Source organism: Pseudomonas sp. FBCC-B35 (assembly GCF_059133755.1).
The window spans coordinates 1384065-1405527 of record NZ_CP101439.1 but is presented as its reverse complement, the minus strand read 5'-3'; the positions used below and the strand labels follow the sequence as shown (position 1 = coordinate 1405527).

21 protein-coding genes and 5 tRNA genes are annotated in these 21463 nt (G+C 61.5%); 10 read left to right on the top strand and 16 right to left on the bottom strand.

Going from position 1 to position 21463, the window contains the following annotated elements; genetic code table 11:
• The first annotated feature begins 152 nt into the window (after positions 1-152).
• Positions 153-416 carry a PAAR domain-containing protein gene (locus NMB38_RS06355; protein WP_028687856.1) on the top strand — a complete coding sequence of 88 codons (264 nt, stop codon included), beginning with the start codon at positions 153-155 and terminating at the stop codon, positions 414-416.
• A 448-nt stretch (positions 417-864) separates the two neighbouring features.
• Here NMB38_RS06355 and NMB38_RS06350 read toward each other — a convergent pair.
• From NMB38_RS06350 to NMB38_RS06330, 5 genes are all read right to left on the bottom strand, one after another.
• A tRNA-Gly gene (locus NMB38_RS06350) sits at positions 865-940 on the bottom strand.
• An 85-nt stretch (positions 941-1025) separates the two neighbouring features.
• A tRNA-Gly gene (locus tag NMB38_RS06345) sits at positions 1026-1101 on the bottom strand.
• 2 nt (positions 1102-1103) lie between these two features.
• A tRNA-Glu gene (locus tag NMB38_RS06340) sits at positions 1104-1179 on the bottom strand.
• A gap of 92 nt (positions 1180-1271) precedes the next feature.
• Positions 1272-1347: transfer RNA gene (locus tag NMB38_RS06335), tRNA-Gly, on the bottom strand.
• 4 nt (positions 1348-1351) lie between these two features.
• Positions 1352-1427, bottom strand: a tRNA-Glu gene (locus NMB38_RS06330).
• A 325-nt stretch (positions 1428-1752) separates the two neighbouring features.
• Here NMB38_RS06330 and NMB38_RS06325 point away from each other — a divergent pair.
• On the top strand, positions 1753-2520 hold the full coding sequence (locus NMB38_RS06325) for a hypothetical protein (protein WP_027914333.1): 768 nt from the start codon (positions 1753-1755) through the stop codon (positions 2518-2520).
• Between the two features lie 55 nt (positions 2521-2575).
• Here NMB38_RS06325 and NMB38_RS06320 read toward each other — a convergent pair whose 3' ends face one another.
• On the bottom strand, positions 2576-3058 hold the full coding sequence (locus NMB38_RS06320; protein WP_027914332.1) for a GAF domain-containing protein: 483 nt from the start codon (positions 3056-3058) through the stop codon (positions 2576-2578).
• A complete protein-coding gene (locus NMB38_RS06315) occupies positions 3055-3945 on the bottom strand; it encodes an ATP-binding protein (protein ID WP_028687854.1) in 891 nt (296 codons plus the stop codon). The genes NMB38_RS06320 and NMB38_RS06315 overlap by 4 nt, the downstream gene beginning before the upstream one ends.
• Positions 3946-4139: 194 nt before the next feature.
• On the opposite strand from NMB38_RS06315, the gene NMB38_RS06310 reads away from it, so the two are divergent.
• On the top strand, positions 4140-6494 hold the full coding sequence (locus NMB38_RS06310) for a response regulator (RefSeq protein ID WP_027914330.1): 2355 nt from the start codon (positions 4140-4142) through the stop codon (positions 6492-6494).
• Here the strand turns inward: NMB38_RS06310 and NMB38_RS06305 are convergent.
• A complete protein-coding gene (locus tag NMB38_RS06305) occupies positions 6484-6972 on the bottom strand; it encodes a glutathione peroxidase (RefSeq protein ID WP_490806173.1) in 489 nt (162 codons plus the stop codon). The genes NMB38_RS06310 and NMB38_RS06305 overlap by 11 nt on opposite strands.
• A 13-nt stretch (positions 6973-6985) precedes the next feature.
• Complete coding sequence (gene msrB, locus NMB38_RS06300; RefSeq protein ID WP_025338187.1) at positions 6986-7381, bottom strand: peptide-methionine (R)-S-oxide reductase MsrB; 396 nt, start codon at positions 7379-7381, stop codon at positions 6986-6988.
• Positions 7382-7548: 167 nt separating this feature from the next.
• Here msrB and NMB38_RS06295 point away from each other — a divergent pair, with 167 nt between their 5' ends.
• Together NMB38_RS06295 and htpX are read left to right on the top strand one after the other, a co-directional pair.
• Entirely contained in the window at positions 7549-8760 is a 1212-nt protein-coding gene (locus NMB38_RS06295) for a pyridoxal phosphate-dependent aminotransferase (protein ID WP_027914328.1), read from the top strand.
• Positions 8761-9028: 268 nt separating this feature from the next.
• Entirely contained in the window at positions 9029-9916 is an 888-nt protein-coding gene (htpX, locus tag NMB38_RS06290; RefSeq protein WP_023535364.1) for a protease HtpX, read from the top strand.
• Positions 9917-9994: 78 nt separating this feature from the next.
• On the opposite strand, the gene NMB38_RS06285 is transcribed toward htpX, so the two are convergent.
• On the bottom strand, positions 9995-10645 hold the full coding sequence (locus NMB38_RS06285) for a thiopurine S-methyltransferase (protein WP_490806172.1): 651 nt from the start codon (positions 10643-10645) through the stop codon (positions 9995-9997).
• Between the two features lie 100 nt (positions 10646-10745).
• Between NMB38_RS06285 and NMB38_RS06280 the strand changes: the two genes are divergently transcribed.
• Positions 10746-11513, top strand: coding sequence for a DODA-type extradiol aromatic ring-opening family dioxygenase (locus NMB38_RS06280; protein WP_088523763.1), 768 nt, complete (start codon positions 10746-10748; stop codon positions 11511-11513).
• 65 nt (positions 11514-11578) lie between these two features.
• On the opposite strand, the gene NMB38_RS06275 is transcribed toward NMB38_RS06280, so the two are convergent.
• Together NMB38_RS06275 and NMB38_RS06270 are read right to left on the bottom strand one after the other, a co-directional pair.
• The gene (locus NMB38_RS06275) at positions 11579-13249 is read right to left on the bottom strand and encodes a DEAD/DEAH box helicase (RefSeq protein WP_027914325.1); all 1671 of its coding nucleotides are present in this window, start codon (positions 13247-13249) and stop codon (positions 11579-11581) included.
• Between the two features lie 439 nt (positions 13250-13688).
• Positions 13689-14444: a spermidine synthase gene (locus tag NMB38_RS06270; RefSeq protein ID WP_490806171.1), complete on the bottom strand. Its 756-nt coding sequence runs from the start codon at positions 14442-14444 to the stop codon at positions 13689-13691.
• A 113-nt stretch (positions 14445-14557) separates the two neighbouring features.
• On the opposite strand from NMB38_RS06270, the gene NMB38_RS06265 reads away from it, so the two are divergent.
• Positions 14558-15904 carry a class II 3-deoxy-7-phosphoheptulonate synthase gene (locus NMB38_RS06265; RefSeq protein ID WP_490806170.1) on the top strand — a complete coding sequence of 449 codons (1347 nt, stop codon included), beginning with the start codon at positions 14558-14560 and terminating at the stop codon, positions 15902-15904.
• A gap of 40 nt (positions 15905-15944) precedes the next feature.
• Here the strand turns inward: NMB38_RS06265 and NMB38_RS06260 are convergent, their stop codons facing one another.
• Positions 15945-16163 (bottom strand): DUF1127 domain-containing protein, encoded by a 219-nt coding sequence (locus NMB38_RS06260; RefSeq protein ID WP_494354923.1) that lies wholly within the window; start codon positions 16161-16163, stop codon positions 15945-15947.
• A 97-nt stretch (positions 16164-16260) separates the two neighbouring features.
• Between NMB38_RS06260 and NMB38_RS06255 the strand changes: the two genes are divergently transcribed.
• Positions 16261-17112: a LysR substrate-binding domain-containing protein gene (locus NMB38_RS06255; protein WP_027914321.1), complete on the top strand. Its 852-nt coding sequence runs from the start codon at positions 16261-16263 to the stop codon at positions 17110-17112.
• 11 nt (positions 17113-17123) lie between these two features.
• Here NMB38_RS06255 and NMB38_RS06250 read toward each other — a convergent pair whose 3' ends face one another.
• Complete coding sequence (locus tag NMB38_RS06250) at positions 17124-17873, bottom strand: sulfite exporter TauE/SafE family protein (protein WP_027914320.1); 750 nt, start codon at positions 17871-17873, stop codon at positions 17124-17126.
• Positions 17874-17987: 114 nt separating this feature from the next.
• On the opposite strand from NMB38_RS06250, the gene NMB38_RS06245 reads away from it, so the two are divergent.
• Positions 17988-18941 carry a LysR family transcriptional regulator gene (locus NMB38_RS06245; protein WP_028687849.1) on the top strand — a complete coding sequence of 318 codons (954 nt, stop codon included), beginning with the start codon at positions 17988-17990 and terminating at the stop codon, positions 18939-18941.
• Between the two features lie 57 nt (positions 18942-18998).
• Positions 18999-19454 carry a MarR family winged helix-turn-helix transcriptional regulator gene (locus tag NMB38_RS06240; protein WP_027914318.1) on the top strand — a complete coding sequence of 152 codons (456 nt, stop codon included), beginning with the start codon at positions 18999-19001 and terminating at the stop codon, positions 19452-19454.
• A gap of 142 nt (positions 19455-19596) precedes the next feature.
• On the opposite strand, the gene efp is transcribed toward NMB38_RS06240, so the two are convergent.
• Both efp and earP read right to left on the bottom strand, forming a co-directional pair.
• The gene (gene efp, locus NMB38_RS06235; protein ID WP_023535349.1) at positions 19597-20166 is read right to left on the bottom strand and encodes an elongation factor P; all 570 of its coding nucleotides are present in this window, start codon (positions 20164-20166) and stop codon (positions 19597-19599) included.
• A 48-nt stretch (positions 20167-20214) separates the two neighbouring features.
• Entirely contained in the window at positions 20215-21348 is a 1134-nt protein-coding gene (gene earP / locus NMB38_RS06230; RefSeq protein ID WP_027914317.1) for an elongation factor P maturation arginine rhamnosyltransferase EarP, read from the bottom strand.
• Positions 21349-21463 lie beyond the last annotated feature (115 nt).

Below are 21463 nucleotides of genomic sequence, written 5' to 3'. Positions count from 1 at the left end.
CAAGTGATACTTTATTAAGCCCACCTAAAACCTAGGCCCCACGATTACCTCAACACCTACCCGTAAATTTTTTACTTAGACGTAAAAGCGAGCTCACGAATTAAAACCAAACACCGGATTCAGCCCCCTCAACAAACAGGAACTTAACCACAATGAAGAAAATAGTTCGACTCGGCGACATGACCGACCACGGGGGAACAGTTGTTAGTTCCATCCCTCACACTAACCTCAACGGCAAACCTATGGCCGGCAAAAGCAACATGGTGTTCTGCCCGCTATGCAAGGGCGAATTCCCCATCATCGAGGGTAGTGGCACCTACCGCGTTAACGGCGTGCCCGTCGCGCTCGACGGCATGAAGACTGCGTGCGGGGCAAGCTTGATAGCCAGTGCCTCACACGGCAGCGTCCATCGCTGAGTCAACCCGGCAATTTGCCGGATACGCGAACCTCGGTACCTTTGCCACTCACGCTTGGGGCCAATGTCATCAAGATCTTGGCTCGCTTGCCCAGCCAATAGAAACGAGGTGCCCCTGCCTGGCACACACGAACAGTGCCGGCCCATTGGTGCTTGTGGGGGTGCGGTGCTTGCCAGTGGATTACGCCTGGCGGACAGCGGTGTCGATCAATGGCGCGCGCACATCTTCATGTCTCGCAAGACCGAGTAGACGTACATTGATGCCAGCGCCCTAGCCCCGCCCCGCCATCAATGCGCTAGGCCAAATACCCACAATCGCTATACTCAAAAACGTACTTAGCATTCGTGGCTTTTGATGGACTCAGGCAGGCTGCACTGAAACGAAAAAAGACGCCGAAGCGTCTTTTTTCGATAATCTACGAGCCCAAAGGATGCTGTAGACCGATATTTGGAGCGGGAAACGAGACTCGAACTCGCGACCCCGACCTTGGCAAGGTCGTGCTCTACCAACTGAGCTATTCCCGCAAAGTGAAGCTTTACAACCCTTGGCGTGAAGCGCCGATACGACCTTCACCACCACTGCACCGCATAGACGCCACAGTATTCAAACTGGAGCGGGAAACGAGACTCGAACTCGCGACCCCGACCTTGGCAAGGTCGTGCTCTACCAACTGAGCTATTCCCGCAATGGCGTCCCCTAGGGGACTCGAACCCCTGTTACCGCCGTGAAAGGGCGGTGTCCTAGGCCACTAGACGAAGGGGACACACAACACTTTTCAGTGCACCAGTACATGAACCTCACGATCCAGACTGGATTTTCTTTTCCTGCCGCGCCGCGAGGCACTGCCGGAGAAACTGGAGCGGGAAACGAGACTCGAACTCGCGACCCCGACCTTGGCAAGGTCGTGCTCTACCAACTGAGCTATTCCCGCAATATGGCGTCCCCTAGGGGACTCGAACCCCTGTTACCGCCGTGAAAGGGCGGTGTCCTAGGCCACTAGACGAAGGGGACACGCTGCTGGCATTGCTGCCTGCTTTCACTCCCTGCTGCGTTCTGCTGTGTGCTTTACGCTGCAAGTGGCGCGCATTCTATGGAGGGATGGATAGGCCGTCAACCCTTTTGTAGAAATTTATTTAAATCAATGACTTCCCGCCCTGCCGCCCCAGCTTGCGCAGGCGCTAAACGAAGCCCGAGCTGAATTTCTGACGTCAGCGCAGCGTAAATATGCCAGCATTCAGCCACTGGGCATGCGGCCGATAATGAACACAGGCTGTCAGGGTTTACGCAACCTCGCCCCTACACTCAATGATGCAATCCATTTCATGAGGCATTCACGGTGACACCACTTCTGATCACCCTGCTCGTCGTGGCGGGTATCGCACTGCTGATTCTGATTGGCTACCTCAATAACGTGGTCGAGAACGGCAAGCTCGAGCGCGCTCGATTGAAGATAGAACTGGCCGATCGCCTGCGTCGCTGTGGCGAAATCAGTGAAACCTTCCCCGGCCAGTACATGACCCCTGGGCTGAAATTGCTGCTGACCCGGCTGGAGCTGAACGTCAACCAGCGTCAGCTTGCCCTGGACAAGCACAATGCCGACATCAAGGCGCGCATCGCCGAAGTTGAAGCGCTGATCGCCAAAGGCGAGCAGATACCGGTCAACAACCCACCCAACCCGATCCTGACCGAAGCCAAGGCCAAGGACGTGCGGTTTCTGCTCGAAGCCTTGCACAACCAGATCACCCGCGCCGCGCAAGAAGGCTTTCTACCTGCTCTGGAAGCCAAGCACTGGCTCAAGGAAATCCGCCACATCCTGGTATTGCTGCACATCGAGTTCTTCAACAACCTCGGCCAACAGGCCTTGCAGAACGAGCAGCCCGGCCAGGCTCGCCTGGCGTTCGAACGGGGCGTGCAGTACCTGCGCAAGCAACCGGAGCCCAAGGTCTACGAAGAGCAGCTGACGTATCTTGAAAAACTGCTGGCGCGGGTGAATGCCCAAGTGCTGGATCAGCTGGCGCCGACCGAGGACGAAGATAACGAGCTGACCGAAGGCTTGAAAACCGACGACGAAGAGACCTGGAAGAAGAAGGCGATGTACGACTGAACCGGGTGCTCGTACCGGCGGCGCAGGCGCGCCGTCGATACGTGCTCAAGGGCGATCAGCAGTCAGTCAGTTCCAGAAAAATCGCCACCAGCTGCTCAAGCCCTGCCTGATCGGCTTCACTGAAACGCCCGATCGTGGGGCTGTCCAGATCCAGCACGCCCACCAGCCTGCCCGCCTTGATCAGTGGAATCACCAGCTCGCTGTTGGACGCGCTGTCGCAGGCAATGTGCCCGGCAAAGGCGTGCACGTCTTCTACCCGCTGGGTTTGGCGCGTGGCTGCTGCGGTGCCGCACACCCCTTTGCCAAAGGGAATGCGCACGCAGGCCACCTGGCCCTGGAACGGGCCGAGCACCAGCTGTTCATCGCGATTGATGTAAAACCCCGCCCAGTTCAGGTCTTCGATCTGGTGATAGACAAAAGCCGAGAATTGCGCGGCGTTGGCGGTGAAGTCACGCTCGTCGGCGAACAGCGCCTGTACTTGCGCCGCCAGCAAGGCGTAGCCGTCCAGGCCAGCACCACTGGCATTGAGATCGATCATCGGGTTTGCTCCAGCAATTGCAGCCCGACCCAATAGCGGGCGAACTGATAGGCACATCGGCCATTACGATTGCCGCGGCCGGTAGCCCAGCGCACGGCGAGTATGTCCAGGGCTTCGTCACGCTGCCAGCGCAGCCCGGCCGGGCGCGCGAGCTGGCCGATCCAGTGCTCGACCACATCGAGGAAGTGCTCCTGGCTGAACGGGTAGAAGGACAGCCACAACCCAAAGCGGTCGGACAAGGCGATCTTGTCTTCCACGGCCTCATTGGGGTGCAACTCGCCATCGACCATCTGCCAGTTTTCGTTGTCGCTCTGTTTTTCTGGTACCAGGTGGCGGCGGTTGGATGTGGCGTACAACAGGACGTTATCCGGGGCCTGCTCAAGCGAGCCATCGAGCACGCTCTTGAGTACCCGGTAGTCGCCCTCCCCCGCCTCGAACGACAGGTCGTCGCAGAACAGGATGAAGCGCTGCGGCAATTTCTGCAGTTGCTCCACCACCCGCGGCAGGTCGGCCAAATGGTCGCGCTCGATCTCGATCAAGCGCAGCCCCGCTGCGGCGTGCTCGGCCAGCAGCGCACGCACCAGCGAGGACTTGCCTGTGCCCCGCGAGCCCCACAGCAACGCGTGGTTGGCAGGCAGGCCACTGATGAACTGATGGGTGTTGCGGCCAAGCTGGTCACGTTGCTGGTCGACACCGATCAGGTCGCTCAGGCGGATATCCAGGCTGACCTCAAGCGGCATCAGGTAGCCACTGCGGCCATCGCGCTGCCAACGGGCAGCCAGGGTCGCGGACCAGTCTATCTCGGGACGCGCTGCCGGCAGCAGCGGCTCGAGACGGGCCAGCACCGTTTCGGCGCGGTCCAGAAAAGTAATCAAGCGGGCGTCCATGACGACTCCTACACAGTCGAATTCGGGTTGGCGGGTGGCCCGTTATCCTAGAACCGCCTAGTAAAGTCACGACGGCACGTAGCACCGTGCCATGGCGTACAAGGCGATTGAGCAATCAAACGGCCAGCCCAGACGCTCAGCCTGATCAGGGCTGAAAATGTGACAGACCCGCCAGCAGCCGCGATCGATCGGCTATGCTTGCGCAGCGCAAGGAATGTGGAACCGGCTCGGGACTCATGGATATCAAGTTCACCAATCGCCTGTCATACAAGCAAGCCCGGTTGACAGTCCTGGTTGGCTTCATCCTGGGAACATTGCTCAGTCTTGTCCAGATCGGCATCGATTATGCCAGCGAAGACGCCTCGATCAACCGCGAAGTGCGTGCGCTGCTGCAAATCAGCCACAACCCGGCCTCGCGCATCGCCTACAACATCGACTCGGAGCTGGCACTGGAACTGACCCGGGGGCTGCTGGAGTCGCCTGCCATCGTGCGCGCGCGGTTGATCGACAACAACGAGACGGTGCTGGCAGACGTGGAACGGCCGCGACTCGAAGACCGTTACAGGCCGATCAGCGACTTTCTGTTCGGCGATCACCGTCAACTGCGCGACCCCCTGTTTCTCACCCACATGCCCGACGAGTACCTGGGCACGCTGTACCTGGACGTGGACACCTACCCCTTCGGCCGGCGCTTTCTCGACCGCGCCGGCCTCACCCTGCTCAACGGCTTTGCCCGCAGCCTGGTGCTGACAGGCCTGTTGCTGGCCCTGTTCTACATGATGCTGACCAAGCCGTTGGTCACGGTGATCGGTGCGCTGAGCGGCGGCGATGCGCGCAAGCCCCTGCAGGGACGACTGCAATGCCCGCCCGGTCATGAGCACGATGAAATCGGCGTGCTGGTGAAAGTGGCCAACCAGCAGTTCGTCAGCATGTCCACCGAGATCGAGCAGCGCCGTACGGCCGAGAATCGGCTCACCCAGTACCTCAACGAGCTGGAAAACATCGTTGCGGCCCGTACCGATGAACTCAAGGCGAGCAACGACAACCTCAGCCTGACCAACCAAGAGCTTGAGCAAGCCCGGCGTCGGGCGCTGGACATGGCCCATGCACGGGCTGCGTTCCTGGCCAACATGAGCCACGAGATCCGTACGCCCCTCAATGGGATGCTCGGCATGATCGCCCTGGCGCTGGACAACCCGCTGCCAGGTGAGCAGCGCCAGCAGCTGACCATTGCACACGACTCCGGGAAAGTCCTGGTCGAACTGCTCAACGATATCCTCGATCTGTCGAAATTCGATGCAGGCCAGCTCGAGCTAGAACGAATCCCCTTCGACATGGCGACCCTGGTCGAGGACACCGCTAGCCTGCTGTCGCAGAACGTGGCCCAGGGGGTCGAACTGACTTGCCTGATTGCCCATGACTTTCCGGCAAGCGTATTGGGCGACCCTACGCGGGTGCGCCAGATCGTCGGCAACCTGTTGTCCAACGCGTTGAAATTCACCCGCTTCGGACGGGTGGACGTCAGGCTTGAGCCGATGATCGGCGGCGTGCGCCTGGAAGTCCGGGATACCGGCATCGGCATCCCGGAAGAAGCGCAAGCGCGTATCTTCCAGCCCTTCACCCAGGCTGGCGCAGGCATCACGCGTCAGTACGGCGGTACCGGCCTGGGACTGGCCCTGACCCGTAACCTGTGCAAGGCCATGCATGGGCATCTGCATATTCGGTCCCAGCCCGGTTTTGGCAGCCGTTTCACTGCAGAACTCCCCCTCAACGCCTGCGCCAAGGCCGATACACCCGAGCCTTTGCACGCCAGCGTGGCTGCACTGACCGCAGCGGGCAGCGGCCTGCATGAGCTGATGCTTGGCCTGTTACCGGCCTTGGGCCTGGCGTATGCACGGCACGACGGCATTGACACCGTAGCAGGCGCAACCGACCTGCTGATACTCGACGATGTGCAGGCGCTGCCCGAGGTGCGCAGGGTTTCGCAGGTACCCATCCTGCTCGTCACTGCCTACGGCAACTTCCTGCCCAGCGAACAGGCCTTGGCCATGGCCCCCCTGCATCAGCTCGCACGCCCGCTGACCCGTGGGGCGCTGTACCAGACGCTGCATCGGGTATTGCAAGGACACGATGCCGAGCACCCACTGGCAACCCCACCCCCCGCTACAGCCAAAGGCCGGGCGCGCATCCTGCTGGTGGAGGACAACCCCGTCAATCAGCTGGTGGCCAAAGGCATGCTGGCCAAGCTGGGGTGCCAGGTGGAATTGGCCACGCAAGGAGTCGAAGCCCTGGCGCGGCTAGAAGAGGAAGCCTTCGACCTGGTGCTGATGGACTGCAACATGCCGGTGATGGATGGCTACGAGGCCACCCGGCGCATCCGTGAGCGCGGCCATTGGCCAGGGCTGCCCATTGTCGCGCTCACCGCCAATGCAATGCCCGAGGAGCGCGACCGCTGCCGAGCCGCCGGTATGGACGATTACCTGGCCAAGCCGTTCCGGCGCGAGGACCTGCTGGCCGTGGTCGATCGCTGGGTGCCGGTCAGCGGCTGAGCAGACGCTCGATGTCCGCCTCCAAGGCCTGCGGCTTGGTGGTCGGTGCATAACGCACCACCTGGCCGCTGACCGTGTCGAGCAGGAACTTGGTGAAATTCCACTTGATCTTCTGGCTACCCAGAATGCCAGGCGCCCGCTGCTTGAGCTCGGCGAACAAGGGGTGGGTGCCTGGGCCGTTGACCTCCACCTTGCGAAACAGCGCAAAGCTCACGCCGAAATTGCGCTGGCAGAACTGCGCGATGTCACGCGCCTCGCCAGGCTCCTGCTTGCCGAACTGGTTGCAGGGAAAGCCCAGCACCACCAGCCCGCGATCACGGTACCTCTGCCACAGCTGTTCCAACCCGGCGTATTGCGGCGTGAAGCCGCACTGGCTGGCGGTGTTGACCACTAGCACGGCCTTACCTGGGAAGTCGCCCAGCTTCTTGTGTTCGCCTGCAAGGGTGACACAGGGAATATCCAGCAGCGATGCGGCCATGTTCGAGCTCCGGTCAGTCACGAGGGCGCAAGTCGATGCACACCGAGTTGATGCAGTAGCGCAGCCCGGTCGGTGGTGGCCCGTCGGGGAACACGTGGCCAAGGTGAGCGTCGCAGCGGGCACAGGTCACCTCGGTGCGGATCATGCCGTGGGAGGTGTCGCGGATCTCGATCATCGCGCTATCCTCGATGGGGGCGTAGAAGCTTGGCCAACCACAGCCCGAATCGAACTTGGTCTGGGCATCGAACAATGCCAGACCGCAGCAGATGCAGTGATAGATGCCGTCGCGGCGCTCGCTGTTGTACTTGCCGCTGAACGGCCGCTCGGTGCCTTTCAGACGGCACACCTGGTATTGCTCGGGGTCGAGCATCGACCGCCACTGTTCCAGGGTTTTCTCGATCTTTTGCATGGGGCTCCCTCGGCAGGCTCAATTTCACCCTGCGCCGTCTTTTCCGGGGCGCGGGTGGCACGTATATTAGTTGGCTTCGTGTGCAAGGCGTTCAGTCTCGCACCCGCTTTGTGCCCTTACAAACCTTTCGGCCGGGCATAGCGCGTTTTCTCAATCGGGATTCCATCATGCAGTTCAGCAAATCGAACAAGCTCGCCAATGTTTGCTACGACATTCGCGGCCCTGTGCTCAAGCACGCCAAGCGTCTGGAAGAGGAAGGCCACCGCATCCTCAAGCTGAACATCGGCAACCCGGCGCCGTTCGGTTTCGAGGCGCCCGATGAAATTCTGCAGGACGTGATCCGCAACCTCCCTACCGCGCAGGGCTACAGCGATTCCAAAGGCCTGTTCAGCGCACGCAAGGCGGTGATGCAGTACTGCCAGCAAAAGGGCATCGAAGGCGTCGGCATCGAAGATATCTACCTGGGCAACGGCGTGTCCGAGTTGATCGTCATGTCGATGCAGGCCCTGCTCAACAACGGTGACGAGGTGCTCATCCCCGCCCCCGACTACCCCCTGTGGACGGCAGCCGTAAGCCTGGCCGGCGGCAAACCGGTGCACTACCTGTGCGACGAGCAGGCCGACTGGTTCCCCGACCTGGAGGACATCAAGGCCAAGATCACCCCCAACACCAAGGCACTGGTCATCATCAACCCCAACAACCCAACGGGCGCGGTGTATTCCACAGCGCTGTTGCGGGGCATGCTGGAGCTCGCTCGCCAGCACAACCTAGTGGTGTTCTCCGACGAAATCTACGACAAGATTCTTTATGACGAAGCGGTGCACATCAGCACGGCCTCCCTGGCACCGGACCTGCTGTGCCTGACCTTCAACGGCCTGTCCAAATCCTACCGCGTGGCAGGCTTTCGCTCCGGCTGGTTGATCATTTCCGGGCCCAAGCATCATGCCCTGAGTTACATCGAAGGCATCGACATGCTGGCCAACATGCGCCTGTGCGCCAACGTACCGGCCCAGCATGCCATTCAGACCGCACTGGGCGGCTACCAGAGCATCAACGATCTGGTGCTGCCACCGGGGCGCTTGCTGGAACAGCGCAACCGCACCTTCGAGCTGCTCAACGACATCCCCGGGGTGAGCTGCGTCAAGCCCATGGGCGCGCTGTATGCGTTCCCGAGGATCGACCCGAAGGTCTGCCCAATCCTCAACGACGAGAAATTCGCCTTGGACCTGCTGCTGTCCGAGAAACTGCTCATCGTCCAGGGCACTGCGTTCAACTGGCCTTGGCCGGACCATTTCCGCGTAGTGACGCTGCCCCGCGTAGATGACCTGGAAGCGGCCATCGGGCGGATCGGCAATTTCCTCAGGACCTATTCGCAGTAAGCACACGCGCCGCTGGCGCTCACAGAGGGCCGACACTCTGGTTGCAGCTGTGAGCGCTGGCAGGGCCGCCTCAGGAAAAGGACGGCCCTGCGCGCGCCGTAGCATGTTTCTTACATCCTGCAATGCTCTATCCCACAGCCGGCTTCCCCTCCTCTGCCATACTGCGGCTTACACAGTTTGAAATAGTCCGTCGATTGAATCCCGGCGGCAGGCCCCTTATATACCCCGCAGTAAGCGACAATTCATCCGTCAGGAGAACGTAACAACCATGATGCGCATTCTGTTGTTTGTGGCCACCAACCTTGCGGTGGTGCTGGTTGCAAGCATTACCCTGAGCCTGTTCGGTTTCAACGGGTTCATGGCTGCCAACGGGGTCGACCTGGACCTTGGCAGCCTGCTCGTGTTCTGTGCGGTGTTCGGTTTTGCCGGCTCGCTGGTTTCGCTGTTCATCTCCAAGTGGATGGCGAAGATGAGCACCGGTACCCAGATCATCAGCCAGCCGCGTACCCGGCACGAGCAGTGGCTGCTGCAAACGGTCGAGGAGCTGTCCCGCGAGGCTGGCATCAAGATGCCGGAAGTGGGTATTTTCCCGGCCTATGAAGCCAACGCCTTTGCCACCGGCTGGAACCGTAACGATGCACTGGTGGCGGTCTCTCAAGGCCTGCTGGAGCGTTTTTCGCCCGATGAAGTGCGCGCCGTGCTGGCGCACGAGATCGGCCACGTTGCCAACGGCGACATGGTCACCCTGGCGCTGGTCCAGGGCGTGGTGAACACCTTCGTGATGTTCTTCGCCCGGATCATCGGCAACTTCGTCGACAAGGTCATCTTCAAGAACGAGGAAGGCCAAGGTATCGCCTATTACGTCGCGACCATCGTGGCAGAACTGATACTGGGCATCCTGGCCAGCATCATCGTCATGTGGTTCTCGCGCCGCCGCGAGTATCGCGCAGACGAAGCCGGCGCTCGCCTGGCCGGCACCTCGGCCATGATCGGCGCCTTGCAGCGCCTGCGTGTGGAACAGGGTTTGCCGGTTCACATGCCCGACACGCTCAAGGCCTTCGGCATCAATGGGGGCCTCAAGCAGGGCCTGGCCGGCCTGCTGATGAGCCACCCGCCACTGGAAGACCGCATCGACGCCCTGCGCCGCCGCGGTTGATCCATCCCACCCTGCAAAAAGGCGACTTCGGTCGCCTTTTTTATGAGCGCCTGTTAATCACAAGGCGGGGTGCAGACCTCAATGGCTGACCCGATAGACCCTCTCCCACAAGCTCGAAGCCCCCGCCTGCACGAACTTCGGGCTCTGCTCGATCATCTGCAGCGCTTCGAGCTCATCCACTTGCCAGCCGGTGAACCCCTGCCGCAACGCGTCGTCGCTCACCGAAAACGGCGGCCCGGGCACCAGCGCCTGGTCATAGTCCAAGGTCACCACCAGCCCCTTGGTGCCAGCAGGCAACAAGCCCGACAGCGCTCGGACATACCGCTCCCGCATCGCCGAGGGCAAGGCAATCAAGGCCGCTCGGTCGTAGAGCGCGGTACAGTCACCCACGTCGCCGCTCGTCAGCGCGAAGAAATCGCCGCACCAAAGCTCAATAGGCCCATGACGCCAGATCTCGAATGCGCCTGTGTGCGAGACCTGTGCCTGGAGCCCCTGCTCACGGAAGAAGTCTTCCACTGCCCGACGAGACAACTCGACACCCATCACTCGGTGCCCCTGCCCGGCCAGCCACAGTACGTCCAGGCTCTTGCCGCACAAGGGCACCAGGACCTTGCTGTTGGCTGCCAGATGCAAGCCAGGCCAATAGGCCTGCAGGTAGGGGTTCACCTGGGCTTGATGAAAGCCAATCTGGTTGTCGGCCCACCGCTGCTGCCAGAATGCCGGTTCCATGTTTCCTCCCAATTATTCGATGGTTCCCAGCCATAACTTGATTTGGATTCGATCAAGCCTTGGCCGAAGATGCGAGCATCTTAACCCTCAGGACCCTGCCATGCTGCCTAGCTTGTTCATCTCCCACGGCTCACCCATGTTGGCATTGCAGCCCGGCGCCAGCGGGCCTGCACTGGCGCAGTTGGCTCAACAGCTGCCTACGCCACGTGCGATTGTCGTGGTATCGGCCCATTGGGAAAGCCGCGACCTGGCAGTGACGAGCGGCGCGAGGCCGGCGACCTGGCATGACTTTGCTGGCTTTCCTGCGGCGCTGTATGCGGTGCAGTACCCAGCACCGGGCGATCCGCACCTGGCGCAACGTATCTGTGATCGTTTGCAGGCGGCCGGGCTGCCAGCTGACCCAGACGCCGAGCGCCCCTTCGATCATGGCGCCTGGGTGCCCTTATCGCTGATGTATCCGCAGGCACAGGTCCCGCTAGTGCAGGTGTCCTTGCCCAGCCATTTGGGCCCCACGGGGCAGCTACGCATTGGCCAGGCCCTGGCCGGGCTGCGCGAAGAAGGTGTCCTGCTGATTGGCTCTGGCAGTATCACGCACAATCTTGGTGAACTGGACTGGCAGGCTGGGCCGGACAGGATGGCGCCGTGGGCGCTGGCCTTCAGAAACTGGATGGTAGAGACGTTGCAGGCCAACGACTGCCAGGCCTTGCTCGACTACAGGGCGCAGGCGCCGTTTGCCGTGCGCAATCACCCCAGCGATGAGCATCTGCTGCCGCTGTTCTTTGCCCTAGGCGCGGGTGGGGCTTTTGACGTGGTGCACCAGGGCTTCACCTTGGGCGCGCTGGGGATGGATATCTACCGATTCGGTTAGGTCGCGCCTGATGGCTTGCAAAAAAAATCCCCGACCTAGGCCGGGGATGTTTTATTGCTTGAGGATCAATCTTCGCGGTAGCGACGCAGCTTGAGCTGCTTGCCAGCGACGCGAGTGTCCTTGAGCTTGGTCAGCAGCTTCTCGAGGCCGTCTTCCGGCAGCTCGACCAGGCTGAAGCTATCACGCACCTGGATGCGACCAATGGCATCACGCGCCAGGCCACCTTCGTTGAGGATCGCGCCCAGCAGGTTCTTGGCAGCGATACCGTCACGTGCGCCCAGGGCAGTACGGCAGCGTACGCGGCCTTCTGCCAACGGCAGTGGCGCACGACGCTCGCGGTCGCCACGGTCCGGGCGCTCGCCACGTTCGGTGCGCTCGCCACGCGGGGCGAAGCTTGGCACCAGGGGCTGTTCGCGTTCTACCGCTGCCAGGTCCAGGGCTTGGCCATTGGTGGCCTTGCGCAGCAGGGCAGAAGCCAGCGCGCGAGCGCTGCAGCCCAGGTCGGCGGTCAGGCGGTCGAACAGCTCGCCGTGGGTGGCTTCGGCTTCGGCAACCAGCGGCGCCAGGCTATTGGTCAGCTTCTTGATACGGGCATCGAGCACCGCCTGGCCGTTGGGCAGGCGCGCTTCGGCGACTTTCTGACCCGTCACGCGCTCGATCACCTGCAGCATGCGGCGCTCACGCGGCGTCACCAGCAGCAGTGCGCGACCTTCGCGACCCGCACGGCCGGTACGGCCAATACGGTGCACATAGGACTCGGGATCGTACGGCATGTCGACGTTGAACACGTGGGTGATGCGCGGCACGTCCAGGCCACGGGCAGCGACGTCAGTGGCGACGACGATGTCCAGGCGGCCATCCTTGAGCGAGTCGATCACGCGCTCACGCTGGTTCTGGGCGATGTCGCCGTTCAGCGCAGCAGCCTTGTACCCCTTGGCTTCCAACGCGGCAGCCAGGTCCAGGGTAGCCTGCTTGGTGCGCACGAAGGCGATCAGCGCGTCGAACTCTTCGACTTCCAGCAGACGCAGCACGGCCGGGATCTTCTGGTCGGCATGCACCATCAGGTGAGCCTGATCGATCGCGGTGACGGTCTGGGTCTTGCTCTGGATCTTGACGTGCTTGGGCTCACGCAGGTGACGTTCGGCGATCGAGCGGATCGACGACGGCAGGGTCGCGGAGAACAGTACGGTCTGACGCGTGGCCGGGATGGCATCGAAGATCACTTCGAGGTCGTCCATGAAGCCCAGCTTGAGCATCTCGTCGGCTTCGTCCAGTACCAGGTACTGCACGGTCGACAGAACCTTCTCGTCACGACGCAAGTGGTCGCACAGACGGCCTGGGGTGGCGACGACGATTTGCGCGCCGTTGCGAATGGCGCGCAGCTGCGGGCCCATCGGGGCACCACCATAGACGGCCACGACGTTCACGCCCGGCATCTGCTTGGCGTAGGTTTCGAAAGCGGTTGCAACTTGCAGCGCCAACTCACGGGTTGGTGCCAGGATCAGGGCTTGCGGCTCGCGCTTGCTCACATCAATCTTGTTGAGGATCGGCAGAGCGAAGGCAGCGGTCTTGCCGGTGCCTGTCTGCGCCTGGCCGATCATGTCGTGACCGGCGAGGATGATCGGGATCGATTGCTGCTGAATGGCCGACGGCTCTTCATAGCCGGTGGCCACGACAGCGGCAACAATGTTCGGATTGAGATCGAGAGCGGCGAAGCCGGCGATTTCCTGGGTCATGGGTCTGCCTCTAGAGTGCATCCGCAAAGACCCATGCTCCAAAGCTGCACAAGCCATGAAAGACCGACAGGTCACCCAGGCAGCTTTGGCGGCGGGGATTTGCGAAAACGATTGAAAAAGATACTTGGGAAGGTCCGCCTAGCGGACGTGCAGCCGAAGCTGGACTCGGAGGATTTGCACCGCCTGATTTTTGAGGCCCGCTAAAAGACCGGCGCGTACTATACCTGAAATCGAACGGGGCGGGAGGAATTTTTTCAGGCCGCGGGGTTTGAGGGCGCTGTCGGTGGGCAGCGGCTGAAACGATACATCTTTTACACCTGCAGGGGCGTTGTTTTGGTTATCGCCAAGTGACTGGAACGCTGCGGTCAAACCACGAAGCCCTCTGTATGGCGCGCGGGGCCGCGCAACGGCCCCTGCAATTTCATCCCATCCCTGCGGCTCAACTGGCCGGCCGAATGTCCTTGATCAACCCGTCCAGGCTATACCCCAGGCGTGGCGCCAGGGCCTCGGCCCGCGCCCGCAGCCCCGCCATGTCCAGGGTCTGCTCCAGGTCGGCTGGCACCAGCACGATCACATTGCCCTCCTTGACCGGTAATTCCCAGTAATGGCGGTGGTACAACCCGCGCAGCAATGCCGCCCCAAGCGGCTTGCCCTCGTCAGTGGCCCACTGGTTGATCACCAGCCAACCACCGGGGTTGAGGCGTTGCTGGCAGCCCTTCAGAAAATTCCAAGCCAAATGCCCGACGCCAGGCCCATGGTCGGTATAAAGGTCGACGAACAACAAGTCGGTCGTTTCCGCAGTCGGTAGCAATTCGACCGCATCGCCGATGCGCACATATAACCGCGGGTCATCATCCAGGCCAAGGTGCTCCATGGCCAGGCGTGGCACATCCGGGCGCAGCTCGATGGCCTCGATGTCTTCGAGGGGCAGAAACTTCATGCAAGCCTGGGTCAGGGTTCCGGCGCCCAGCCCCAGGAACAGCGCACTTTCCGGCTGTTCATGGCAAAGCGCCCCTACCAGCATGGCGCGGGTGTAATCGTACTCCAGCCAGCTGGGGTCTGCCGTGAACACGCAGCTCTGCTCGATGGCGTCGCCGAATTCGAGGAAACGGTAATCATCCACCTCGTACACGCTGATGACGCCAAAGGCATCCTCCACGCGTGCCAGCAACCGCTCCTGCCGTTGCGCCACCATGTGCAAATCACCCCCGCAAAAGCTGCATTGTCCGTCAACACCCGTGCTGCAACAAGCACGGTGCCAGCTGTTACCATGGCTGCCAGCCTGCAACCTACATGACCGAGCCTGAAATGACCCAAACGTGGAGCCCTGACAGCTGGCGTGCCCTGCCGATCCAGCAACAACCCGTCTACCCTGACGCTGCGCACCTGCGCAAGGTCGAGCAAACCCTGGCCAGTTACCCGCCGTTGGTGTTCGCTGGCGAAGCCCGCGAGTTGCGGCGTCAGTTCGCCGAGGTGACCGAAGGCCGGGCGTTTCTCTTGCAAGGTGGCGACTGTGCCGAGAGCTTCGCGGAATTTTCCGCGGCCAAGATTCGCGACACCTTCAAGGTGCTGCTGCAAATGGCCATTGTCATGACCTTCGCCGCCGGCTGTCCTGTGGTCAAGGTAGGGCGCATGGCCGGGCAGTTCGCCAAGCCTCGCTCGGCCGGTGACGAGACCCTGGGGGGCGTTACCTTGCCCGCCTACCGTGGCGACATCGTCAACGGTATCGGCTTCGATGCCAAAAGCCGCATCCCCGACCCCGAGCGCCTGCTGCAGGCCTATCACCAGTCCACGGCCAGCCTGAACCTGCTGCGCGCTTTCGCGCAAGGCGGCTTCGCCGACCTGCACCAGGTGCACAAGTGGAACCTGGACTTCATCGCCAATTCGGCGCTGGCCGACAAATATCACCAGTTGGCCAACCGCATCGACGAGACCCTGGCGTTCATACGCGCCTGTGGCCTGGACAGCGCACCCCAGCTGCGCGAGACCAGCTTCTTCACGGCCCACGAAGCCCTGCTGCTCAACTACGAACAGGCCTTCGTGCGCCAGGACAGCCTGACTGGCGACTACTACGACTGCTCCGCGCACATGCTCTGGATCGGCGATCGCACACGTCAGCTCGACGGCGCACACGTGGAGTTCTTGCGTGGGGTGCACAATCCGATCGGGGTCAAGGTGGGCCCGAGCATGGACCCGGAGGCGCTCATCCGCCTGATCGACATCCTCAACCCCAGCAACGACCCAGGGCGCCTGAACCTGATCGTGCGCATGGGCGCGGGCAAGGTCGGGGACCATTTGCCGGGGCTGATCCGCACGGTCGAGCGCGAGGGTCGCAAGGTACTGTGGAGTTCGGACCCGATGCATGGCAATACCATCAAGGCCAGCAGCGGCTACAAGACCCGCGACTTCGCCCAGATCCTGGACGAGGTGAAGCAGTTCTTCCAGGTTCACCAGGCCGAAGGCAGCCACGCAGGTGGTATTCATATCGAAATGACCGGGCAGAACGTCACCGAGTGCATCGGTGGGGCCCGCCCGATCACCGAGGACGCCCTGTCGGATCGCTACCATACCCACTGCGACCCGCGGATGAACGCCGACCAGTCGCTGGAACTGGCGTTCCTGATCGCCGAGACACTGAAGCAGGTGCGCCGCTAAGCGGCGCTCCGAAAAAGGCAAGGCAGGGATCTCGCTGCGCTCACTTGCACAGCGGGTCGTCCCAGAAGTGCCGCTCGCTTTCCTGATGCGTATCGGCCCTGCTCAAGCCCAGGTCGTGGAGCATGGCGTCGCTCAGGCTGGCAAGCTGCTGGCGCTGGCGGTGCAGCTCCAACCACCGGATCACGCGCCCCCAGGTCGCTTGCCACAACGCCCTTGACGACACAACTGAAGCCTCTGCGCAACTGATCGTACCTTTCATCGTGAAGCCCTCCGTTATCGATGGCTTCAGTCTCACGCGCCGATTAAGATCAATCCAACGAATGTTTCTGATGCCATGCATCTCGGAGATTGATGCAATGTCCCAGTACCAGAGTCTCGACGCCGACGTGCTGCGTACCTTTGTTGCCATCGCCGAGCAAGGCGGCTTTACCCGTGCCGGTGAGGTGGTCAACCGCACCCAATCGGCCGTCAGCATGCAGATGAAGCGCCTGGAAGAAGATATCCTTCAACGGCCCTTGTTCGAACGCGAGGGGCGGCAAGTGCGTCTGACCGCCGAAGGACAGGTATTGCTGGGGTATGCCCGGCGCATTCTCAAGTTGCACGGTGAGGTCTTCAACACCCTGCGCATGCCGCACATGGTGGGCCTGGTGCGTATCGGTACGCCGGACGACTACGCCATGCGTTTTCTGCCGAGCATTTTGTCCAGTTTTGCCAAGGCCTACCCCTTGGTCCAGGTGGAAGTGCACTGCGACACCTCACGCCAGCTGATGCTGCGCAAGGACCTGGACCTGACCATCGTCACCCGTGAGCCCGGCAACGAAATCGGCCAACTGCTGCGCCAGGAGCGGCTGGTATGGGCTGCGGCCGAGGGCTTCTGCCCACACGAGCAGCGCCCCATGCCATTGGCATTGTTCAACACCGAGTGCTTCTGCCGCGCCTGGACCTGTAACGCACTGGAAACCCAGGGCATCGACTACCGGGTGGCCTACACAAGCCCCAGCCTGTCGGCCATTTTTGCCGTGGTCACCGCAGGGCTGGCGGTGACCGCCCAGTTGCAGAGCCTGATTAGCGGCAATCTGCGGGTACTCGGCGAAGCCGAAGGCTTGCCTGAATTGCCGCTGGCCAACGTCATGCTGGTACGTGGCGGTCAGTCACCCTCCCCCATCACCGATTGCATGGCGCAGTACATCATCGAAGGGTTCAAGTGACACGCCTGCGGCTACAGTTCGAAACCAAGCATGACCGCGCAGACCACCAGGAAAACACAGAACATCGCCCGCAGCGCCTTTTCCGGCAGGGCGTGGGCCAACTTGACGCCCCAACTGATGCTCAATAGCCCGCCCACCGCAAGCGGGATACCGACGCTCCAGTCCACACTGTGGTGCACGCCGTAGGTCACCAGGGTGACCAACGTGCTTGGCGCTGCCAGCGCCAGTGACAACCCTTGCGCGACCACCTGGGTTGCGCCGAACACACTGGTCAATATCGGCGTGGCGACGACCGCGCCACCGACGCCGAACAACCCGCCCATGGTCCCGGCGAAGCTGCCGAGTACGCCAAGCCAAGGCCAGGGATGACGCAGCTCTGTACTGGCAGGGCTGACTTTCATGAACATCCTGGCCACGTTCCAGATCGCCAGCGCCACCAGAAAGCCCACAAAACCCAGGCGCATGGCATGCGCGTCCAACCCCACGGCCCAGATCGACCCCAGCCAGGCGAACACGAAGCTGCACAAGGACAGCGGTAGGGCATGCCGTAGCTCGATGCGGTTGCGCTGGTGATAGCGCCATAACGCCAATAGCACATTGGGCACCACCATGACCAACGCCGTGCCCTGCGCCAACTGCTGGTCAAGGCCGAACAACACGCCAAGGGCCGGAATGGCAATCAGGCCGCCACCGATGCCGAAAAGCCCACCCACGGTTCCCAGGGCGACGCCCAATACGCCGTACAGCACCCACTCGATCATCAGATTTCAACTTTTATCGTGCACAGGGACCGTCATGCTAGCGGCTGTGTGCTGGCAGCGAAACGCACAGCCACGCACAATGGCTGTGCGTTTCCTGCAAAAGCGGACTTGGCCATGAACCCTGATACATTGACCGATCAATTGAGCTTGTTTCTCGATGTACTGGAAACCGGGAGCTTTTCCGGCGCGGCCCGGCGTCATCCACTGACGCCGTCAGCGGTTGCCCGGCGCATCGATAACCTGGAGCGCGCCCTCGGCAGCCGCCTGTTCAGCCGCAGCACCCACGCTGTGCGGCCGACGCCTGCGGGCAATGCGTTTGCCGAACGCGCCAGGCACGTCATAGATGAGTTGCGCCTGGCCCGGGCCGAAGCGGTGTCGTTGAGCAATGCCCCGGAAGGCTTGATACGCCTCGATGCACCGGCGGCCTTCGGGCGCCGTCACCTGGCCCCGGCGATCGCCGATTTTCTGGTGGCCTACCCTGGCCTCGATGTGCAGTTGCGCTTGATCGACAGTTTCGTCGACATGCACGGCAGCCATTTAGGCGAAGTCGACCTGGTATTACGGGCAGGTCCGCTGGCCGACACACGCCTGGTGGCGACACCCCTTGCCGACATGGTGCGCATCGCCTGCGCCAGCCCCGCCTACCTGGCGGCACGGGGCGTGCCCAAGTGCCCCAGCGAATTGCCTGGCCATGACGGCCTGGACTGGGACGGCCTGGCACCCCCGTTCGCCTGGCGATTCGAGGTAGACGGCCAGACACGTCTGTACCGGCCCTCGCGCATGCGCATGGTTGCCAACAATGCCGAAACCCTTCTGTTCGGCGCCTTGGCCGGGCTGGGAATCGCCCATTTGCCTACCTGGCTGATCAGCGAATATCTGTTGCGTGGGGAATTGATCGCGCTTTTTTGCGACGCCGGCCTGCCCCAAGCGGAGACGAGCGGCATTTATGCACTTCGCCTTGAACATGAAACGAACTCTCGCAGCCGATTGCTGCTCGAATTTCTCAAGAGCCGCTTTAGCCCGGTCCCGCCGTGGGATTTGGCACTGCGCAGTGAATTACGCTGGTAGTAAGCGTACCCCACCATCAGCGTGCTAGTTTCTTATTCAACGAATTCAAGGACCTGCATGAACGCCGATAACAAAGCCTCTGGCGCCGAACTGCTACTGGAGAACCAGGTCTGCTTCGCGCTGCATTCCACCTCGTTACTGATGACGAAGGTGTACAAGCCCTTGCTTCAGGCCCTCAACCTGACCTACCCGCAATACCTGGCGATGCTGGTGTTGTGGGAGCACGATGGTTTGACCGTGGGCGAAATCAGCCAGCACTTGCTCACTGACCCAGGTTCACTGACGCCGTTGCTCAAGCGCCTGGAAAGCGAAGGCCTGCTCAAGCGCACCCGCAGCCGTGAAGATGAGCGGGTTGTGCTGGTGCAGCTGACGGATAAAGGGCGCAAGTTGCACAAGCAAGCCGAAGAGGTGCCTCAGCTGATTCTCAAGGCCAGTGGGCGCACCCACGAGGGGCTGCAAAAGCTGCAAGCCGATTTGCTGGAACTGCGCGAGAGCTTGCAGAAGACGTTGTGAGGGGGGCTAACTTGGGCTGGAGCGGCGCTACCGAGGTGCGGTGGCGTAGAAATCCACGCTTGCGTGTGCTCAATAGTTGGGGCCGCTTTGCGGCCCCACAGAAGCACCAGGCAGTGCGGTGCTTCAGGCTATCCAGGAAGCATTACTTCTTGGAGCGACCCTTGAAGCTGTTGTCGCGGGTGTCGATGTCGATCCACTCGTCGATCTGGATGAAGTCGGCCACCGAGATCTCGGTACCGTTCTTCAGCTTGGCAGGCTTCATGACCTTGCCCGAGGTATCGCCGCGCGCAGCGTTCTCGGTGTAGACCACTTGACGGCTGATGGTGGTCGGCAGTTCTACCGAGACCAGGCGGCCTTCGAAGAAGACGGCTTCACAGACATCTTCCATGCCTTCTTCGATGTACGGCAGAACGGCTTCGATGTCTTCGGCATTCAGCTCGTACATGGTGTAGTCGCTGGTGTCCATGAAGGTGTATTCATCACCGTTGATGAACGACAGGGTGGCTTCCTTGCGGTCCAGGATCACGTCGTCCAGCTTGTCGTCCGCACCGTATACGGTTTCGGTCTTGTAGCCGGTCAGCAGGTTCTTGAGCTTGGTCTTCATGATCGCGCTGTTACGGCCCGACTTGGTGAATTCCGCTTTCTGAACCAGCCACGGGTCGTTGTCGATCCGCAGGACGGTACCGGGTTTCAGTTCTTTACCAGTTTTCATTACGCAGTATCCGAATCTGGATGGATTTATAAAAATCGAGGCCGCATATCATAGCGAATTTCCACAAAAGTGTACTAGCGCCTTGGCAAGGTCCGGCCCAGCGGCCTGCTGGGCAGCCCAGCAACGGGCATGCTGGTGCAATTGCGCCCAATGCGGGCGGGCTGCGCGCCAGGCCTGCCCCATGTCCTGATCCCTGTTCCAGGCACGCCATAACCCGAGTAGGGCCGCTTGCGCCTCGTCCGACAAGCCGCGTCGATAAAGCGCCAGGAACGCTTCGAGTTTTTCCCAATGCGCGTTTTCTTCCTGCACGTAGATGTGCCAAAGCATGGGCTTGGCCGCCCACTGGGCGCGAACGAAGGAATCCTCGCCCCGTACGGCGTTGAAATCACAGCTCCACAACAGCCGGTCGAAATCGTCCTGACTGACGAAAGGCAACACCTGCACCGTCAATGATCCGCGCACATGCACATCGCCCGCCTCAAGGTGCGTTACCCCAAGCCACTGCCCAAGCCCGGCGATGCTGCGCCCTTGCGGTACCAGCACATGAGACGGCTGCGGGTCGGTGGCCAGCGCTTGCAGCCAGCTGGCAAGCTGCGGGTTCTCATAGGCAAATAGCATGATCAACAGGGCACCCTGCGCGGGCGTTACCTTCAAAGCCTCGAGAAACGTTGTGCGCGCTCGGCTGGACCGCTCGAAGGCATCACGCCTTGGCAACAGGTCATGCTCGCGAAGCAGCCCACCGGTTTTTTCGGTGAAGCCCGGGAAGAAAAATACCTTGCGCAGCCCGTTTGGCTGCGGTGACGGCAGCCCGTGACAGCCCTCCACCCATGGCTCGGCACTCAGGTATTCAAGGTTCAGCCACACAGGCGGGGTGTGGCGCGCTCGCATGGCCTGGACAAATGCATCCGGCAACTGGCAGGCGAACGCACCGATCACCACATCACCCGGCTCCACCGGCACCCAGGTAGACGACCACTGACGCACCTGCACACCTCGTAGCCATTGCTGCGCCGCAGTGGCGTCTGCGCCCGGGCACAAAGGCACGAAGGCATTGAGGTCATCAACCCACAGGCGCACGGCGACCTCGTGCTCGGCCACCAGTTGCCGAGCCAGGCGCCAGGTCACACCGATATCGCCGTAGTTGTCCACGACGCTGCAAAAGATGTCCCACGTGGCTGTCATGCTCGGCTCCCTAACCCGTGCCAAAGCTGCGGATTCTGCGCATAAATTGTCACCAAAGACAGCCGTGCGCGTAAAAATGCCAACGCGCATGCAACAATGCGCCAACGCCCACCTT

Bases quoted from the DNA above. Each gene is read 5' to 3' on its own strand.
- NMB38_RS06240 (WP_027914318.1), top strand. From the start codon at position 18,999: ATGAACGCCGATAACAAAGCCTCTGGCGCCGAACTGCTACTGGAGAAC.
- NMB38_RS06255 (WP_027914321.1), top strand. From the start codon at position 16,261: ATGTCCCAGTACCAGAGTCTCGACGCCGACGTGCTGCGTACCTTTGTT.
- NMB38_RS06310 (WP_027914330.1), top strand. From the start codon at position 4,140: ATGCTTGCGCAGCGCAAGGAATGTGGAACCGGCTCGGGACTCATGGAT.
- earP (WP_027914317.1), bottom strand. From the start codon at position 21,348: ATGACAGCCACGTGGGACATCTTTTGCAGCGTCGTGGACAACTACGGC.
- NMB38_RS06320 (WP_027914332.1), bottom strand. From the start codon at position 3,058: ATGATCGATCTCAATGCCAGTGGTGCTGGCCTGGACGGCTACGCCTTG.
- NMB38_RS06270 (WP_490806171.1), bottom strand. From the start codon at position 14,444: ATGGTGGCGCAACGGCAGGAGCGGTTGCTGGCACGCGTGGAGGATGCC.
- efp (WP_023535349.1), bottom strand. From the start codon at position 20,166: ATGAAAACTGGTAAAGAACTGAAACCCGGTACCGTCCTGCGGATCGAC.
- NMB38_RS06355 (WP_028687856.1), top strand. From the start codon at position 153: ATGAAGAAAATAGTTCGACTCGGCGACATGACCGACCACGGGGGAACA.
- NMB38_RS06305 (WP_490806173.1), bottom strand. From the start codon at position 6,972: ATGGCCGCATCGCTGCTGGATATTCCCTGTGTCACCCTTGCAGGCGAA.
- NMB38_RS06265 (WP_490806170.1), top strand. From the start codon at position 14,558: ATGACCCAAACGTGGAGCCCTGACAGCTGGCGTGCCCTGCCGATCCAG.
- msrB (WP_025338187.1), bottom strand. From the start codon at position 7,381: ATGCAAAAGATCGAGAAAACCCTGGAACAGTGGCGGTCGATGCTCGAC.
- NMB38_RS06275 (WP_027914325.1), bottom strand. From the start codon at position 13,249: ATGACCCAGGAAATCGCCGGCTTCGCCGCTCTCGATCTCAATCCGAAC.
- NMB38_RS06285 (WP_490806172.1), bottom strand. From the start codon at position 10,645: ATGGAACCGGCATTCTGGCAGCAGCGGTGGGCCGACAACCAGATTGGC.
- NMB38_RS06245 (WP_028687849.1), top strand. From the start codon at position 17,988: ATGAACCCTGATACATTGACCGATCAATTGAGCTTGTTTCTCGATGTA.
- NMB38_RS06295 (WP_027914328.1), top strand. From the start codon at position 7,549: ATGCAGTTCAGCAAATCGAACAAGCTCGCCAATGTTTGCTACGACATT.
- NMB38_RS06280 (WP_088523763.1), top strand. From the start codon at position 10,746: ATGCTGCCTAGCTTGTTCATCTCCCACGGCTCACCCATGTTGGCATTG.
- NMB38_RS06260 (WP_494354923.1), bottom strand. From the start codon at position 16,163: ATGAAAGGTACGATCAGTTGCGCAGAGGCTTCAGTTGTGTCGTCAAGG.
- htpX (WP_023535364.1), top strand. From the start codon at position 9,029: ATGATGCGCATTCTGTTGTTTGTGGCCACCAACCTTGCGGTGGTGCTG.
- NMB38_RS06250 (WP_027914320.1), bottom strand. From the start codon at position 17,873: ATGATCGAGTGGGTGCTGTACGGCGTATTGGGCGTCGCCCTGGGAACC.
- NMB38_RS06315 (WP_028687854.1), bottom strand. From the start codon at position 3,945: ATGGACGCCCGCTTGATTACTTTTCTGGACCGCGCCGAAACGGTGCTG.